Below are 16,587 nucleotides of genomic sequence, written 5' to 3' on the forward strand. Positions count from 1 at the left end.
CGATGCATTCTTCGGTCACAGTCCTGGCATGGATCCTAGGGTCTGCGCCGCGTCGCTTCGCTCCTTGCTCCGCCCTAGGATGACGAATTCGGGGAGGCTTAAGGCACGAATTGCGCAACCTCACCCAATCCCGCCCGTAACCAGATAGGCGCCGGCGCTGCGCCCATCCTCCAGCCACACCACCGCTGTGACGATCGAACCGTAGGAGCCACGCCAGACGCTGTGGAAGCGCTGATGCTCGGCGGCCGGAATGAGCGCGTGCCCGCTGAAGCGCGCACCGCTTCGCTGCAGCGCGACGGCCTCTCCGTTGACATGTACCTTGAGGCAGGCCGTCCCAGACACCTCATTTGGCAGGTCGAGCGTGATGACGATCTCGTCCTGATCGCCGAAAGGCCGCGTCTCGGCGGCAAGCGTGATGGCGAACGCTGACGCCTTGCTGTCGTCGGCTCGGGCGGGGCGGCCTGAAAACACATCGGCGGCAAGTTCTGGCGTGCGCGGCGGGCGGGTGCGGCGCTGCGTGGAGCGTTCGAAATCGCCGGCCATGCGCAGCAGCCTTTCGTCGTCATAGGCCTTGCCGGCGAAAGTCAGGCCGACCGGCATACCGATATCGGCCATCGTACCCATCGGCACGGTGACGGTGGGGATGCCGAAATGGCGCCAGACCAGATTGCCGTTGGCGACCCAGGTGCCATTGCGCCAGGCAAAGGCGGCGGACGCCTCGTCGATGTCTGCATCGGCCGGCCCGACATCGGCAGCGGCGGGCAGCACCACGGCGTCGATGCCTTGCGCGTCCAGCCAGTCCTCGAAATCGATCCGCCTTGTCGCTTCCAGTCCCTTCAGTCCCTCTTCCAGCGTTGGAATGTCCACGAGGGGCGTGACGCCGGACCGTGCCCGCTCGACATATACCCTCAGGTCGAAGCCGCCTTCGTATCGGTCGGACAGCGTGCCGGGCGGTTGCGGGAAGATCTTTGGGCCATCGACCGAGACGAGATCGGGAAGCGCCGGATCGGCATTGGCGCGCAAAAAGTCGTCCCAGCTCCAGATGCAGAGGTCCCAGAGCTCGCGCTCGGCGAACTCTGGGGGCACCAGCCCGCGCTCGACCATGCTGCGCGCGCCGGGACGGTCGCGTTCATAGTTGGAGACGACGGGAAAATCGACCTCGATCACCTCGGCGCCAAGCCGCCTCAGATCGGCCGCCGCCTGCTCCCACAGGGCAAGTACCGAGGCGCGGGTTTCGATCGGCTTGTCGGCCTCGGTGTCGCGGCCGATATACATTCTGGGCACGCCAAGCCGCATGCCTTTCAACGACCCCGCCAGTGTGAGGTCGGTATAGCGCGGCGGCCGCACGTCGGAGCTTTTCGGCAGCTTGACCCAGGGCTGCGCGCGCCAGAAATCGCCGTGCGTCTCGGGGTCGTCGGCGACAATCACGTCGAGCAGTTCGAGCATGTCGGGGACGCTGCGCGTGTGCGGCGCGACGACATCCATGGTCGGGACCAGCGGCCAGTTGCCGCGCACCGAAATGACACCGCGCGACGGCGTATAGGCGACCAGCGCATTGTTGGTGGCCGGCGCGCGGCCGGACGACCAGGTTTCCTCGCCAAGCCCGAAGGCGCAGAAGCTGGCCGCTGTCGCTGTGCCGGAGCCATTGGATGAGCCCGATGCGAAGGCGGCGGTGAGATAGTCGCCATTGTACGGACTTTCGGCGCGGCCATAGACGCCGCGCTGCATGCCGCCATTGGCCATCGGCGGCATGTTGGTCAGCCCGATCAGCACCGCGCCGCCGGCCCGCAGCCGGGCGATGGTGAAGGCGTCCTCATTGGCAATGAGATGCTCGAAGGCCGGCGAGCCGGCGGCGACCGTCAGGCCTGATACCTTGTAGCTGTCCTTGGCGGTGTAGGGGATGCCGTCGAGTGGCCCGAGCACGGTGCCGTTGCGGCGGCGCTGGTCGGAGGCGGCAGCCTCCTCGAACATGCCAGGGTTGAGCAACGGGACGGCATTGAGGCTGATGCCGTGCCGGTCGAAATGCGCGATGCGCCTGAGATACGCCCCGACCAGTTCGACGCTGGTGACGGTGCCGTCATCGAGCGCGCGGCGCAATTGGTCGATCGTCGCTTCGACGAGATGAAAGCCGGCATCGGTCATCACGGGTCCCACATTTCCACGCACCATGGATGAGCGAGGCAGCTGGCTTCGGCAAGAGCCTATCGCGGTCATCTCCGGAACTTTTGTCCGGCTGGCGGTTTTGGATGTATGGTGTGATTCCGGAAATGGCCAGGAGGGTATTGGCGATGACCACGAAATGCGTTGCGATCCTAGCTCTCGCTGTCGCCATGGGCTCAAGCGTTTGCGCCCCGGCTTTCGCTGGCGACCGGTATCACGACCGCCGGGTCCACTCCGAACGCTACGTTCCCGCCGAAGGCGATCTCATCGACATCCTGTTCGGCGGCCCGCGCTACTACGATCAGCAGTTGGTCACGACAGCAGCCGGCGCGTGCTCCTATCATCGCGTCGGACCCGACGCGAATGCGTTGAACAAGATCAACGATCATCACTGTGGGAAGTAGGCGGCAGGCAGCGCCTCAGCGCCCGCCACTCTCCTTCATCCGCTCGATGATCTCGGCCATCAGCGCCAGGTCGCGGCGGGAATCGGCGAGGTCGGTCAGCGGCTTTGTGCCTTCGGTGATGTGGCGGTGGAAAGTCTCGAGTTCTTTCGAGAAAGCATCGCCGTAGAGAGGCCCGAGGGTTTTCGTCACCGGGCCGAACGGGCCGGCATCGGTGACCTCCAGCCGCGTCGGCAGGCTGCGGATGTAGGGCGTGTCGTAGATGATGCGCACCCGCCTGTTGTTCGAGCGCACCTCGATCATGGCGTCGAATAAGCCGAGATCGTCGACCACCGCGTCGTAGAGACAGGCGAAATGGCCGTAGTCGAAGGTGACTGATGTGTTGGCGCCGCCGTTGGTGCGGTGCGCGGCCAGCACGCGCGTCGGCTCGCCGATCAGCCCACGCATCGCCGAAATGTGGTGCGAGGAAAGTGCCGTCAGCCCGCGATAGGCGCGCACCACATCGGCCGGCGCGTCGGCGCCCACCACCTCGCGGATCAGCGCGTCGCGTTCGCTTGCGCCACGCGCCAGCAGGGCAGGGTCGATGTCCTGGGGGTAAAGGACGTTCTGGCTCTTCTTGAGGAAATGCCGGCCCTCCGAGATCAGGTCGAAGATGCGGACATGGGTGATGTCGGCGAAGGCGGGCAGCTCGTCCCTGGCGGCCAGATAGGCGGGCGCATAGCGGCGCATATAGCCGACGAACAGGGTCTTGTCGTAGCCCGGCATCAGCGCCAGCAGATCGTCGATTTCGCGCACCGTGAGGCAAGCGGGCTTTTCCAGCAGGATATGTTTGTTGGCAGCAATCGCCGCCCGCACGAAGCGGCTGTGGGTATCGTCGGATGACAGCACGAACACAGCGTCGATGTCGGGCGAATTAATCAGCGCCTCGGCCGTGTCGAAGGCCTTTGCCGTCGCAAATTCGGAGGTGACGAGTGACACCAGGCTGGGCGACACGTCGTACACGCCCGCGATCACCCAGCGGTCGCGCTGATCGCCCAGCACAGGCAGATGGATCGACTGCGCGACCTCTCCAAGACCTATCAGTCCGACACGAATTGGTGCCACAGGCGAACTCCCTTTGATTTCAAGTCTGATGCTGCAGGACTATGCCGCGCCGGTTACCAGCGCGACGAGCTCATTTCCGGACGTTTCGGAAGCGCGCACGGTCGCCGCCATCTTTCCCGCCCGCATCACCCAGATCTGGTCGGACAGGCGGCGGACCTGATCGAAATTGTGGCTGACCAGGATGACGCTGACGGATTGCTCGCGCAGGCGCCGGATCAGCGCCTCGACATTGGCCGTCTCCTGCACGCCGAGCGCCGCCGTCGGTTCGTCCATCACCACCAGCTTGGCGCCGGAGCCGACAGCGCGGCAGATCGAGATCGCCTGCCGCTGGCCGCCCGACAGACGCCGCACACGCTGGTTGATCGACGGCACGTTGATCGACAGCCGCGACAGCATTAAGCGGGCCTCGCGCTTCATCGCCTTGCGGTCGAGGAAAGCGAACGGGCCGATGCGGCGCACGATCTCGCGGTTGAGGAACAGGTTCTGCGCGACCGTCAGTTCGTCGATCAGCGCCAGGTTCTGGTGCACGGTCTCGATGCCGGCCTTGCGTGCCTCGTCGGGATTGGCGAAGGGCCGCGCCCGTCCGTCGAAGAACAAATTGCCGGTGTCCGGCTGATGCACGCCGACCAGGCTGCGGATCAGCGTCGACTTGCCGGCGCCATTGTCGCCGATGACGGCGGTGACCTCGCCGCGACGGGCCTGGAAGGCGACGTCGGTGAAGGCGCGGATGCCGCCGAAATGCTTGCTCAGCCCTTCGCAGGCGATGATCGCCTCAGTGGCGGGGATATGATGGGGAGCGCTCATTTCTGATACCGCATGATCAGCGCCGCCAGCACCACGATGGCCCCCACGGCAAGCGGTTGGTAGAAAGCCGAGACGTTGAGCAAGGTCAGGCCGTTGACGAGTGCTGTGAGCATCAGCGCGCCGATCGCCGGTCCCAGAATGCTGGCGCGGCCGCCGAACAGGCTGACGCCGCCCAGCACCACCGCCGCCACCGAATTCAAGAGCAGGCTGGTGTTGATCTGCGGTTCGGCCGAGCCGATGCGGGCGACCAGGAGAATGGCCGCGATGCCGGCGCAGAGACCGGAAATCGTATAGGCGGCGATCTTGACCCGGTTGGTGCGGATGCCCAGCGCGCCGGCACTTTCAGCCTGGCCGCCGGTCGCCAGCAGATGCACGCCGAAGCGCGTGTGGTAGAGCGCGATATGGGCGACGATGACGGCTGCGATCGCTACCCAGACCGGATAGCCGAACGGTCCGAACGAGCCCGAGGCGAGCCTGAGCAGGAAGGTCGAGCCGACCATGGTCGGTTCGCCGCCCGACAGGATGAGCCCAAGCCCGGTGATGCCCGACAGCGTGCCGAGCGTCACCACGAAGTCGGGGATCTTGCCTGCCGTAATGATCAGCCCGTTGAGGAAGCCGACGGCGCTGGTGGCGAGAACCGCGAGCATGCAGGCGATGAAGATGCCGTAGTCGGCGGCATTGACGAGGCCGAGGATGATGGCGCCGAGCATGACGGCGGCCGCCAGCGACAGGTCGATGCCCGAGGTGGCGATGACGAAGGTCTGGCCGATCGACAGCACGACCAGGATCGCAGCCGCCAGCAACAGCGCCTGCAGATTGGCGACGCTGAGAAAGACCGGCTGGGCGATGCCGAAGACGATGACGAGGCCGACCAGGCCGACGACGGATGCCCAGTCGGCCCAGAAGGAGGGATCGAGGAGGAGAGCCGCCAGGGAGGGACGGCTCTCCTCCGCACCCGCCGAATGGGCGGCGGGCGCGTTGTCTGCAGGTGTGCTCACTTCAGCATCTCGCGGAAGGGATCGGGATAGTCGCCGCCCGGACGCGGAAAATTCTTCAGCGAGGCTTCGGCATTGTCCTTGTTGATCAACAGCACCGGTGCTGGCACGTTGGCCGGCAGTTCCTTGCCCTTGGCGGCCACTGCACAGGCCTCGAGGCCCATGGCGCCGACGACATAGGGATATTGGGCGACGGTGGCGGTGAGTTCGCCTGATGCGATCGACTTCAGCGCGTCGACGATGCCGTCGAGGCCGATCACCTTGACGTCCTTGCCCGAGGTCCGCACGGCGCGCTCGACGCCGAGTGCCATGATGTCGTTGGCGGCGAAGAAGCCGGCGAGGTCCGGATGGGCAGCGAGGATATCGGTTGCGGCGGTCAGCGCCTTTTCGCGATCCCAGTCGGCGCTGACCATCACCACGATGTCGAGTTTACCTTCCACCGCCTGCTTGAAGCCCTTGATGCGGGCGTTGGAGCCGACATCGCCGACGATGCCGGCGACCAGCGCGACCTTGGAGCCCTTCGGCACCAGCTTCAGCATCTCTTCGCCGGCCAACGCGCCGGCGGCGACATTGTCGGTGCCGATATAGGTCGAGACGGCAAAGCCGGCGGCCTTGGCCTGCTCGGGGTCGATGGTCGAGTCGATGTTGACGATCGGCTTCTTCTTCTGGGCGACCGGCACCAGCGCCTGGACGAGATTGGAGACGCTGATCGGGTTGACCAGGTAGCAATCGAAATCCTGCATGGCCATGGCGGTCAGGCGGTCGGCCTGGCCGGTGGCGTCACCCATGTTGGCGGCGGCCTGGACGCTGACATTCACGCCGTTTGCCTTGGCCTGCTCCTCGATGCCCTTCTGCATGGTCTGGAAGAACGGATTGTCGAGGCCTTTGACGATGGCCGCGACTTTCGCCGCATCCTCGGCATGGGCGGGCGCTGCGATGATGGCTGCAAGCATGCCTGCGCCAAGCAGGTTCGTGCCAAGCTTCAGGCAATTGAACATACGCATGGTTTTTCCTCCTCCTGATTGTTTTATGGGCTGCATCAATGTCGCTGGCCGGCGACTGCAATGTCCGACGGGGCGCGAGCCCGGCGCCCGGCGCGATGGTCTCGCAACAGAATGCTGCCCGCTTGGGATGTGCGGACTGCAGCCCAGGTTCGGGCACTTTCGACGTCAGGCATTGCTCCTCCCAGAGCGCCGGTCGATGCCATGCCGGCGTTTGCGCATGTTTTATAAAAAATTGACACGCGTCAAGATTTAAAATGTGCGTAGCGATTTTGACTGTGCGCCCTTGGGGCATGACTGTCCTGCTGGCATGCGCTACAACCAAGGCGCGAAAAAAGTGCCGGCCTCAGGGAACCAGTTGGGGGATGTCCGCGTTGGTCGCTACTTTTGTGCAGAGGGAGGTTTCGGGTGGGGCGTTTCGAAATCGTGGAAGAGCCAACGGGTACGTTTTCGACTTTCGACACAATCACGGAATTGCCGGCAGCGGTCGAAGGGGGCGCGTGCATTGGGCTTTATCGGCACAAAGTGCCGCTGGCGCTGCTTGCAGCGGTTGAAACGGTCCAGCCCGGCCATTTTTCGCTGCTGCCCTCATTGTCGGTGTTGAATGACTGGCGGGCCCATCGAGACGATCTGCTGGCATGAGCAAAGCTGCCCGATGTCGCATCGAAAATCATACCGTATGGGAAATCACGCCCTGTTGTCGAAAGCGGCGGTGAGGCATGGAAAGCAAGGGGAGGTTGCAGTGCGTCGGGAGGTGAAGCGATGTCTGATCAGGACGACCTGATCCGAGCTGCCATCGGTCGGCTGCTCGCCGAGAAGACAGGGGCCGCCGTCATATCGATGAGAGAGAGCATCACCGAGCTTCTGGCGCTGACCGGTGCCGCGCTGGACGAAAGACTGCAAGACCTGCTGCTGGAAATGGCCGAAGTCCGCGGCATGATGGTCGCTCTCGACTTCTGAGCAATATCGGCTGGGGTCGATGGGCATCAGTCCGCTACGCCGGCAACGCCTTCACCGGCAGTTCAACACTACTGCGCCGGCTTCAATGCTGAACCAAGCACCCGGGGTTAAAGATCGAGCAAAACCGTTCCTTGCGGGCGGCTGCAACATGCCAGGACATAGCCGGCCGACTTCTCTTCAGGGGCCAGACCGCCGAGATCCTCCATGGCGACTTCGCCGGACAACTTGGCGATGCGGCATGTGCCGCAAACTCCCTGCTGGCAGGCGGTTGGGACGTAGACGCCACATTGGCGTGCCGCCTCCAGCAGCGTCTCTCCGGGCAAGCAGTTATGCACGATCCCGGAGCGGACGAAACGGACCGAAGATGGTATTGTCGAGGCCGGTTCCAACTGAGGGCTGCTGACGCCGCCGAAGCTCTCCTGGTGGTACCGCGACGGAGCCACGCCAATCGCATCCAGGCAGGCACGTGCGGCTTTCATGTACGCTTCAGGGCCACAGGCAAAGATAGTGCGGTTGTGGAGATCGGGAACGAGGGTCAGCAGCATCTGGCTGTCTATTCTGCCAGTCGGCCCCCTCCAGGTGGGATCTTCCTGGCTACAAACGCACGTTACTTTTACGTTGGGAAAGCGAGAGGCAAGTGCGTCCAATTCCCCTCGAAAGATTATGTCACCAGGCGTTCTGGCACTATGAACGAATGAGATATCCTGGTCGGCCGCGCGGTCGGTAAGCGCACGCAGCATGGACATCACCGGCGTTATCCCGCTGCCGCCCGAAAGGAAGAGCGGCTTTTCATATGGCAGGTCATCGAGATTGAATGAGCCGAGCGGCCCTTCGATCTCGATCTCGTCGCCCGCCCCCAAATTGTCGTGGAGCCAATTCGAAACCAGGCCGCCCGGTGTTCGCTTCACCGTGATCTGCAGGTCGAGCGGTCGCGTCGGTGGTGACGAAACAGAGTAGGAGCGCGTCACCGCGGCACCCTCGATCTTAAGGTGCACGAGCACATACTGGCCCGCGCTGAAGCAGAACATCCGATCCGTCGGGGATGTGAAAACGAAGGTTTTCACATCGGGCGTTTCCTCGATTACACGACGGCAGAGTACAAGCTGCGATGTGGTTTGTGCCCATTGCCGATGACGCCTCATCGGGAGGAGGTCGGGGGCCCCAAAGGAAACGTGTGCGTTCATCATTCATCTCGGTTTGAAGTCGAGCCAAGATGCCAGTTCCAGGCCCCCCGCAACAGAAGCATCCCTCCCAAGTTATGATCGATTATTTCGATTACATATCCAGTGACATCACGGCAACGTGAAGGGCGCGGATTCCCTTGCGGATGATCGGTTCGTGTTTGCGGCGCGCCAGGATGGCCGTGTGTACCGGCTGATGCAGCGTCGGAGCGCCTTCGACGATGAACGATGGGCGTTCGAGGGCGAACCGGCGCGCATCGTCACTTCTCATATAGCAGGTGCCGCCCGTGCGCCGTAGCATCATTTCCGCCAAGGTTTCCGATCCCATGGAAAGGCGACAGATCGCCAACTCGCCGAGCAATTCGGCATGGGCCTTCTCCAGCAGGACCGTATAGCCCGGACGAATGTAGGTTTCGGGATCGACCTCCGAGAGGGTTCTGGCCACCGTGGAAACCATCACATATTCCTCAACCATCAAATGCTCATAGGAGATTTCGGGTAGGTATCGCGGAGCGTAAAGCACTGCGATGTCGAGATTTCCCATGCTTAGGTCGCTGACCATCTGGTTTGAATAATCCGACTCGACATGGATCGACGATTTGGGAAGAGCCTGACACAGCGTCTCGACCCAACCCGGCAAAACCGAGCGGGTCATCCCGACCTGCGCGGCGACGCGCAAGGTGCCTTCGAAACGATTGAACGCCCGGACATCGTGGCGAGCCTGCGACCATGTGGACAGCAAGGATCTTGCATAAGCTTCGAACCGGCGCCCTGCGGCGGTCGGCTCCGCCCCGGCGCGTCCGCGCTGGAACAGTTCGGACCCGATTGCGCTCTCGAGGTTCTTAATGCGGGTGCTGATCGTCGACTGAGTCAACCCTAGCCGATCCGCGGTGCGATTGAAGTTTCTCGATTCGATAATGTCGAGAAAGGTCTCGATGTGATCAAGTTGCATGAAATATCCAATCGAAAAACTCGATCATATTCCACGTATCATAAGCTTGATCAAACAATACTCAAGGCGGAAGCTGCAGCAGATCAGCGGCCGGCAGCGCCGCCGGGACGAGACACGGATACGGAGCGGAAGAAGTGTTCATAGTCGACTGCGACTGTCATAATTACTGGTCAAGCGCCACCGTGTTGGAGCCCTATCTCTCCGGCTTGTGGAAAGACATGTTCATCGAGGGCGAGAAAACAGGTCCCGTTGGCGCCTTTCCGCATGGTCATCGGCCTTGGTTCCACCCGCAGGACTTTTCCCGCAAGGACATCCGTCCGAAAACGGAAGCCGACAACTATCTCATCATGAAAGAGAAGCACCTCGACAAATACAAAGTCGACGTGGCGATCCTGACCGGCGATGAGCCTATCGAGGCGTCGACCCTGGCTAACCCTTACTATGCCAGCGCTCTGGTCAGCGCCTACAACGATTATCAGATCGATCAGTGGTTGCCGAAAGACGATCGTTTCATGGGCTCGATCATCATCGCGCCACAGGATCCGAAGCTCGCTGCCGCCGAGATACGCCGTCTTGGCAGTCATCCGCGCATGGTCCAGGTTCTCGCCTCCCAGGGGTCCGTCAAGCCGTATGGCGACCCGTTTTACCACCCGATCTACGAAGCCTGCGCGGAAGTGGGGTTGCCATTCGCCATTCATCTGGGCGGGCATGGGGGCGTGAATTCAACTGCCATTGCTCCTGCCCCGACGACATTCTTCTGGGAAACGCATGCCATTCTGCACATGTCGGCGATGTCGCACGTGGCAAGCATGATCGCCCATGGCGTCTTCGAGAAATGGCCGGACCTCTACTTCGTGATCATCGAGTGCGGCGTCGCCTGGGTTCCGTCGGTCCTTTGGCGCTTGGACGCCGACTACAAAGCGCTGCGCAAGGAGACGCCATGGCTGAAGATGCTGCCGTCTGAATATTGCCGGCGCAACATCCGCTTTTCCACGCAGCCGCTGGAGCAGCCTGCAAACATCCAACATCTCTGGTCCACGCTCGAAGCGATGGACGGCGAAAACACGCTGATGTTTGCATCGGACTATCCGCACTGGGATTACGACGATGCCAACACGCTGCAAATCCCTCCTGCCTGGAAGAGCAAGATCATGGGACTGAACGCGCTGGAAGTCTACAAACGCATCCCCCGCGCGCAAGCCGCGAATGCCGCCTGAGGAAGCATACGATGCCCGAGAAGACCTATATCTGCCGCGTCGACGAGATCGAAACAGGGTCTCCGTTCATCGCCAAGATCCGCAGCCTTTCGGTCGGGATTTTCCGCATCGGAGATTCATTCCACGCGCTGCTCAATGTCTGTCCGCACCGCGGCGCTCCGCTTTGCGAGGGGCCGCAATGCGGCACAACCGCGCCCGTTGAACAGGCGCAATTCATCTATCATCGCGAAAACGAGATCGTTCGATGCGCCTGGCACGGCTGGGAGTTCGACATCAAGTCAGGCGCGGCCTTGGTCGATCCCTCCGTTCGCGCGCGCACATTTCCAGTCACCGTCGAAGCCGGCGGCATCTACGTGACGGCCTGATTGGCGCAAGCCGATTGGGATTGGAAAAATTCGAAGGAAAGGTGGCGGGAGCCAATAAGCAGATTTGTTCGCCGGTGCTTGACGAGAAATAACGCGGAGAACTCCGCAATGGGAGAGTCAAATGTCAGAATCTGAATACAAGCTTGGTATCGCGCAAAGCCTGATCGGAGGCGGCAAGGTTTCCCGCCGCGACTTCATTCATCTTGGGCTGGCCGCGGGCCTGACCGTTGCCGCCGCCGACCGGCTGTTCGTGAGCACGGCGCGGGCCGAACCGATGCAGGGCGGCTTCGCCAAGCTCGGCATGGCTCATGGCGCGACGACGGATTCGATCGATCCGGCCGGCTACCCCGACACGTTCACACAAACCGCATTTTCGGGCTCGCTGTCCAACAGCCTCACTGAGGTCGACGCCAAAGGCAATGTCCAACCGGACCTCGCCGAGAGCTTTGAAACTTCGGATGGGGCCAAAACCTGGGCCTTCAAGCTGCGCAAAGGCGCAACCTTTCATAACGGCAAAACCGTGACGGCGGATGACGTCGTGACCTCCTTGCAATATCACATGGGCAAGGACACCAAATCGGCGGCGAAATCGCTGTTGGACTCCGTCGCCGACGTCAAGGCGGACGGCCCGGAAACGGTGGTCTTCACGCTCAAAAACGGCAACGCCGATTTCCCTTACATCATGAGTGACTACCATCTGGTCATCATGCCGGCCAAGGACGGCAAGGCGGATTGGGCTTCAGGCGTTCGCACCGGTGCTTTCGCCCTCGAGAATTTCCAGCCCGGCGTTTCGGCCAAGCTCAAGCGCAATCCAAACTACTTCAAGAACGGCAAGCCCTATCTCGACGAGGTGGAGTTCATCGCAATCACGGATCTTGCCGCCCGCATGGCGGCGCTGTCCACGGGGGAGGTGGACTATATCGGCCGCGCCGACCTGAAGACCCTCGGCATGTTGAAACGCAATCCCAAGGTGGAAATCGTCGAAGTCACTGGCTACGGGCACTATACCTTGCCGATGAATGTCACGATGGCGCCGTTTGATAATCCGGACGTGCGCATGGCATTGAAATGGGCGATCAATCGCCAAGAAATCGTCGACAAGATTTTTCTTGGCCACGCTACTGTGGCCAACGACAACCCCATCGCGCCGGCCATCAAATTCGCCAAAGATCCGCAACCGCAACACAGCTTCGATCCGGAAAAAGCAAAGCACTACCTGAAAAAGGCCGGAATGGAGAACCTGAAAGTGGATCTCTCGGTCGCCGATGCGGCTTTTGCCGGCGCCGTGGACGCGGCTTCGCTCATTCGCGAAACGGCAGCCCAATGCGGCATCGACGTCAATGTCGTGCGTGAGGCCGAGGACGCTTATTGGGACAATGTCTGGCTGAAGAAACCCTGGTGCGCTTCCTATTGGAGCGGTCGGGCCACGGCCGACTGGATGTTCACGCAAGCCTTCGCCGCCGACTCCAGTTGGAATGAGTCTTTCTGGAAAAATCCCCACTTCAACGAATTGCTTGTCCAGGCGCGCGCCGAGACGGACGAGGCCAAGCGAGCGGCGATGTATGCCGAGATGCAGCAGTTAACCCACGATGACGGCGGCAGCATCGTGCTGGTCTTCAACAATTTCGTAAGCGCGCAATCCAAAAAGCTCGCACACGGTGATGTGGCGCCCAACTGGGAGAACGATGGACTGAAAATGGCCGAACGCTGGTGGATCGCCACGGCATGAGATGGCGGGCCGGAGCCGCGATGGTTTTGAGGGTCCGGCCGGCTTACTCCGAGTGCAGGGCTGCCGCCCAAAGGGAAACGCCACGCACATGAACCCCGTCGCAAGAACGGTCCTGCAGCGCCTTGGCCTCGGCCTGGTCACTTTGTTCATCGTGTCCATCATCATCTTCTCTGCGATCGCGATGCTTCCAGGCGACTTCGCCAAGGCCACGCTAGGGCAATCGGCGACGCCCGAAACGGTCGCCGCGTTCCAGCGGGAAATCGGCATCGATCGTCCGCCTGTCGAGCGCTACTTCGTTTGGGTCGCCCAGATGCTCCATGGCGATTTCGGCTCTTCGTTTGCGAGCCGCACCGGATATCGGCGTACCGTGGCCGAGATCATCGCACCACGCCTCTACAACACGATGTTCCTTGCAGCGGTGACTGCGCTGATAGCTGTTCCTCTGGCCTTGGGGCTTGGCATTCTGGCTGCGCTGTACCGCAACGGCTGGTTCGACCGGCTGGTGAATGTCGCGACACTGACAACCATTTCATTCCCGGAATTTTTCGTCGCCTATATGCTCGCCTACCTGGTGATCTCGCGCGACACGTTCATCGGATCCGATTTCGCTCAAACGCTGCCTCATTGGCTCACTGTCTCGCTGAACTGGGCGCTCAATGCGGTTCCCAAATTTCCGACATTGTCGAATGTGAACGATCAGACGCCATTTTGGGAGCATCTCTGGAAAGTGGCCCTGCCGGCAATCACCCTTACGCTCGTAATCGTGGCCCACATGATGCGCATGACCCGAGCGGCCATCATCAACATGCTGGCAAGCCCCTACATCGATATGGCGCGCCTCAAGGGAATGTCCCCAATGGTGATCGTGCTGAGGCATGCCCTGCCCAATGCCTGGGCTCCGATCGTCACTGTGGTGGCGTTCAATCTGGCGTATCTCATCGTCGGAGTGGTCGTGGTCGAGGTCGTGTTCGTCTACCCCGGCATCGGCCAGCTGATGGTTGACGCGGTAAAATCCAGGGATGTTCCGGTTGTCCAGGCCTGCGCCCTGATTTTCGCCGCGACTTACATCCTTCTCAACCTGCTAGCCGACGTTATTTCCATCGCCACCAATCCCAGGCTCTTGCACCCACGATGACCAGATCCGAATCTGTCGCGGCGGTTCAAAGGCTGAGGCGCTCGCGTTCTACCCGGGCGAAAACTGCGCTGAAGAAGGCACCGTTCAGCGCGTGGTTCGGCATCGTCGTGATCCTCGGCTACGTCTTTGTTGCGGTCTTCGCACACTGGATAGCCCCATATGGCGAGACGCAGGTTTTCAGCGAAGCCTTCGCGCCGTGGAGCCAGGAGTTCAAACTGGGAACCGATCAGCTCGGCCGCGACATGCTTACCCGCTTGATCTACGGTGCGCGCAACACCATCGCTATCGCGGCCGCGACCACGTTGCTGTCCTTCGCGGTCGGCGTCTCGCTCGGCCTTCTTGCCGCATTGTACAGGGGGTGGCTCGACCAGATCTTGTCGCGTGCGGTGGACGTGCTGATGTCGATCCCGAGTCTGATCTTCGCGCTGGTGCTGCTGACGATCTTCGGCTCGTCGATCACCAGCCTGATTGTCATCATTGCGCTTCTGGATTCCACCCGGGTCTTTCGGCTTTCTCGCGCCGTCGGGCTTAACGTGGCGGTGATGGAATATGTCGAGGTGGCACGATTACGCGGCGAGGGACCGAAATGGATCATCGCCAAGGAAATCCTTCCCAATGTCATGCCGCCACTGGTCGCCGAGTTCGGCTTGCGATTCTGCTTCGTGTTCCTGACAGTTGCGGCGCTGTCGTTTCTCGGCGTCGGTATTCAGCCGCCGACGGCCGATTGGGGATCAATGGTGCGCGAGAACGCGACCCTGATCACCTACGGCGATGTCACCCCGCTACTTCCGGCCGGCGCGATTGCTCTCCTTACCGTGTCCGTGAATTTCGTGGTGGATTGGTTCCTGCAAGCAACAAGCGGGTTGCGGGATGAAAAGTAGCGGTCCAGGCCCACGCGAAAAAGGAAAGGATCTGCTTCAAATCCGCAATCTGCATGTGGAGGGGTTCTCGGATGAGCGGTGGCATCCCATTGTCCACGGGGTCGATCTGACGCTGAAGCGGGGCCAGGTTCTTGGGCTGATCGGAGAGTCAGGCGCCGGCAAGTCCACCATTGGCCTTGCCGCAATGGGTTATGCCAAGCCGGGCTGCCGGATCACGCAAGGCTCGGTCCTGTTCGACGGGATTGATCTTCTGGCAGTCAATGAAAAAGGGCGCCGTCGCCTCAGGGGCTCCCGCATTGCCTATGTCGCGCAAAGCGCGGCTGCCTCTTTCAATCCGGCACATCGGCTCTTGGAACAAACCGTCGAAACCGCAGTGGCACATGGAATTGCCGGCCGGGAAGAGGCGAACCGGAGCGCCGTCGATCTTTATCGACGCCTTCAACTCCCAGAACCGGAGACCATAGGCTTTCGCTATCCTCATCAGGTCTCCGGCGGGCAGTTGCAACGGGCAATGACAGCGATGGCAATGGCTTGTCGTCCGGACCTTATAATATTCGACGAGCCAACAACGGCGCTCGACGTAACCACGCAGGTTGAAGTTCTAGCTTCCATTCGCAACATCGTGGAGGAATTCAGCACCGCTGCAATCTACGTGACGCATGACCTGGCGGTGGTGGCGCAAATGGCGGATCGCATCATAGTTCTGCGCCACGGACGAACCGTGGAGGAGGCTGACACGCGCCAGATGCTGGCCTCGCCCAGCCAGGAATATACAAAAACGCTCTGGGCCGTACGCAAGCTCGCCAAGCCCGAAGTTCCAGCCGATGACTATCTGCTGACTATAGACAACGTTACCGCGGCCTATGCAGGAAAGGTCAAGGTGCTCCAGGATGTCTCCATCAAGGTTCCGCGCGGAAGAACCGTGGCTGTGGTTGGCGAATCCGGTTCGGGGAAATCGACGCTCGCTCGAGTCGTCACCGGCCTTTTGCCGCCAATTTCAGGTTCGATTTCTTTTGCCGGCCAGCTTCTTTCCTCGAGCCTGAAGACGCGGCCGAAGGAGGTCCTGCGCCGCATACAGATGATTTATCAAATGCCCGACAACGCCCTGAATCCGCGCCAAACGGTCGAAGAGGTCATAGCTCGGCCGCTCGAATTCTACCTAGGCCTTAAGGGCGCGCGGAGGGATCGCCGGATCGGCGAACTTATGCACATGGTCGAGATGAGCGAAGATTTTCTGGAACGCCTGCCTGGTGAGCTGTCGGGTGGCCAAAAACAGCGCGTCTGCATTGCTCGGGCGTTGGCTGCCGATCCGGAGCTTATCATCTGCGACGAGATCACGTCCGCGCTCGACCAGATCGTCCAAGAGGAAATTCTCAAGCTCCTCATACGTCTCCAACGTGAACTCGGAATGAGCTACATCTTCATTACCCATGACATTGCTACCGTGCGCGCGATAGCCGACGAAATCGTCGTCATGCACCGCGGCAAAGTCGTCGAGCAAGGATTGAAGAGCGAAGTTCTCACGCCACCGCACGCGGCCTATACCGAACGGCTATTGTCCTCTGTTCCGGAAATGAATCCGGACTGGCTGACAAGGCTGCTGGCCAGCCGGAAGATCTGACGGATCGGCTATCCGTCAACGCCCGGCATATTCCTCACGATCAGCTTCCTTCGCGATCACCCGATGTCAGCCATATGGCCG

General features: G+C 61.3%; 16 protein-coding genes. 9 read left to right on the forward strand and 7 right to left on the reverse strand.

The window, feature by feature from the left end; genetic code table 11:
* Positions 1-120 precede the first annotated feature (120 nt).
* Entirely contained in the window at positions 121-2,142 is a 2,022-nt protein-coding gene (locus tag NKH06_RS03000) for an amidase (RefSeq protein WP_352892149.1), read from the reverse strand.
* Positions 2,143-2,288: 146 nt separating this feature from the next.
* Between NKH06_RS03000 and NKH06_RS03005 the strand changes: the two genes are divergently transcribed.
* Positions 2,289-2,564 carry a hypothetical protein gene (locus NKH06_RS03005; RefSeq protein ID WP_023809374.1) on the forward strand — a complete coding sequence of 92 codons (276 nt, stop codon included), beginning with the start codon at positions 2,289-2,291 and terminating at the stop codon, positions 2,562-2,564.
* A 15-nt stretch (positions 2,565-2,579) separates the two neighbouring features.
* Here NKH06_RS03005 and NKH06_RS03010 read toward each other — a convergent pair whose 3' ends face one another.
* Genes NKH06_RS03010 through NKH06_RS03025 form a run of 4 tightly spaced genes read right to left on the reverse strand, consistent with a single transcriptional unit; the run spans position 2,580 to position 6,468 of the window.
* The gene (locus NKH06_RS03010) at positions 2,580-3,665 is read right to left on the reverse strand and encodes a Gfo/Idh/MocA family protein (RefSeq protein ID WP_352773605.1); all 1,086 of its coding nucleotides are present in this window, start codon (positions 3,663-3,665) and stop codon (positions 2,580-2,582) included.
* A 39-nt stretch (positions 3,666-3,704) separates the two neighbouring features.
* On the reverse strand, positions 3,705-4,469 hold the full coding sequence (locus tag NKH06_RS03015; protein ID WP_023809372.1) for an ATP-binding cassette domain-containing protein: 765 nt from the start codon (positions 4,467-4,469) through the stop codon (positions 3,705-3,707).
* Positions 4,466-5,467 (reverse strand): ABC transporter permease, encoded by a 1,002-nt coding sequence (locus NKH06_RS03020; protein WP_023809371.1) that lies wholly within the window; start codon positions 5,465-5,467, stop codon positions 4,466-4,468. Before NKH06_RS03020 ends, NKH06_RS03015 begins: the two co-directional genes overlap by 4 nt.
* A complete protein-coding gene (locus NKH06_RS03025; protein ID WP_352551472.1) occupies positions 5,464-6,468 on the reverse strand; it encodes a sugar ABC transporter substrate-binding protein in 1,005 nt (334 codons plus the stop codon). Before NKH06_RS03025 ends, NKH06_RS03020 begins: the two co-directional genes overlap by 4 nt.
* Positions 6,469-6,873: 405 nt before the next feature.
* Between NKH06_RS03025 and NKH06_RS03030 the strand changes: the two genes are divergently transcribed.
* Positions 6,874-7,107 (forward strand): hypothetical protein, encoded by a 234-nt coding sequence (locus NKH06_RS03030; RefSeq protein WP_352551470.1) that lies wholly within the window; start codon positions 6,874-6,876, stop codon positions 7,105-7,107.
* Between the two features lie 120 nt (positions 7,108-7,227).
* Positions 7,228-7,425 (forward strand): hypothetical protein, encoded by a 198-nt coding sequence (locus tag NKH06_RS03035; RefSeq protein ID WP_023809368.1) that lies wholly within the window; start codon positions 7,228-7,230, stop codon positions 7,423-7,425.
* Positions 7,426-7,532: 107 nt separating this feature from the next.
* Here NKH06_RS03035 and NKH06_RS03040 read toward each other — a convergent pair whose 3' ends face one another.
* Together NKH06_RS03040 and NKH06_RS03045 are read right to left on the reverse strand one after the other, a co-directional pair.
* Positions 7,533-8,489: an FAD-binding oxidoreductase gene (locus tag NKH06_RS03040; RefSeq protein WP_196815301.1), complete on the reverse strand. Its 957-nt coding sequence runs from the start codon at positions 8,487-8,489 to the stop codon at positions 7,533-7,535.
* Between the two features lie 211 nt (positions 8,490-8,700).
* Positions 8,701-9,558, reverse strand: coding sequence for a LysR family transcriptional regulator (locus NKH06_RS03045; RefSeq protein WP_023809366.1), 858 nt, complete (start codon positions 9,556-9,558; stop codon positions 8,701-8,703).
* A 134-nt stretch (positions 9,559-9,692) separates the two neighbouring features.
* Between NKH06_RS03045 and NKH06_RS03050 the strand changes: the two genes are divergently transcribed.
* The 6 genes from NKH06_RS03050 (at position 9,693) to NKH06_RS03075 (ending at position 16,506) form a co-directional block, all read left to right on the forward strand.
* On the forward strand, positions 9,693-10,775 hold the full coding sequence (locus NKH06_RS03050; RefSeq protein WP_023809365.1) for an amidohydrolase family protein: 1,083 nt from the start codon (positions 9,693-9,695) through the stop codon (positions 10,773-10,775).
* 11 nt (positions 10,776-10,786) lie between these two features.
* Positions 10,787-11,140: a Rieske (2Fe-2S) protein gene (locus NKH06_RS03055; RefSeq protein ID WP_023809364.1), complete on the forward strand. Its 354-nt coding sequence runs from the start codon at positions 10,787-10,789 to the stop codon at positions 11,138-11,140.
* A gap of 121 nt (positions 11,141-11,261) precedes the next feature.
* Positions 11,262-12,869, forward strand: coding sequence for an ABC transporter substrate-binding protein (locus NKH06_RS03060; protein WP_352441777.1), 1,608 nt, complete (start codon positions 11,262-11,264; stop codon positions 12,867-12,869).
* 88 nt (positions 12,870-12,957) lie between these two features.
* Positions 12,958-14,004 (forward strand): ABC transporter permease, encoded by a 1,047-nt coding sequence (locus NKH06_RS03065; protein WP_128306095.1) that lies wholly within the window; start codon positions 12,958-12,960, stop codon positions 14,002-14,004.
* A 101-nt stretch (positions 14,005-14,105) separates the two neighbouring features.
* Positions 14,106-14,885: an ABC transporter permease gene (locus tag NKH06_RS03070; protein ID WP_502900168.1), complete on the forward strand. Its 780-nt coding sequence runs from the start codon at positions 14,106-14,108 to the stop codon at positions 14,883-14,885.
* Positions 14,875-16,506 carry an ABC transporter ATP-binding protein gene (locus NKH06_RS03075; RefSeq protein WP_352441775.1) on the forward strand — a complete coding sequence of 544 codons (1,632 nt, stop codon included), beginning with the start codon at positions 14,875-14,877 and terminating at the stop codon, positions 16,504-16,506. The genes NKH06_RS03070 and NKH06_RS03075 overlap by 11 nt, the downstream gene beginning before the upstream one ends.
* Positions 16,507-16,587 lie beyond the last annotated feature (81 nt).

This window comes from Mesorhizobium sp. M1342, from assembly GCF_040317955.1.
Taxonomy (GTDB): domain Bacteria; phylum Pseudomonadota; class Alphaproteobacteria; order Rhizobiales; family Rhizobiaceae; genus Mesorhizobium.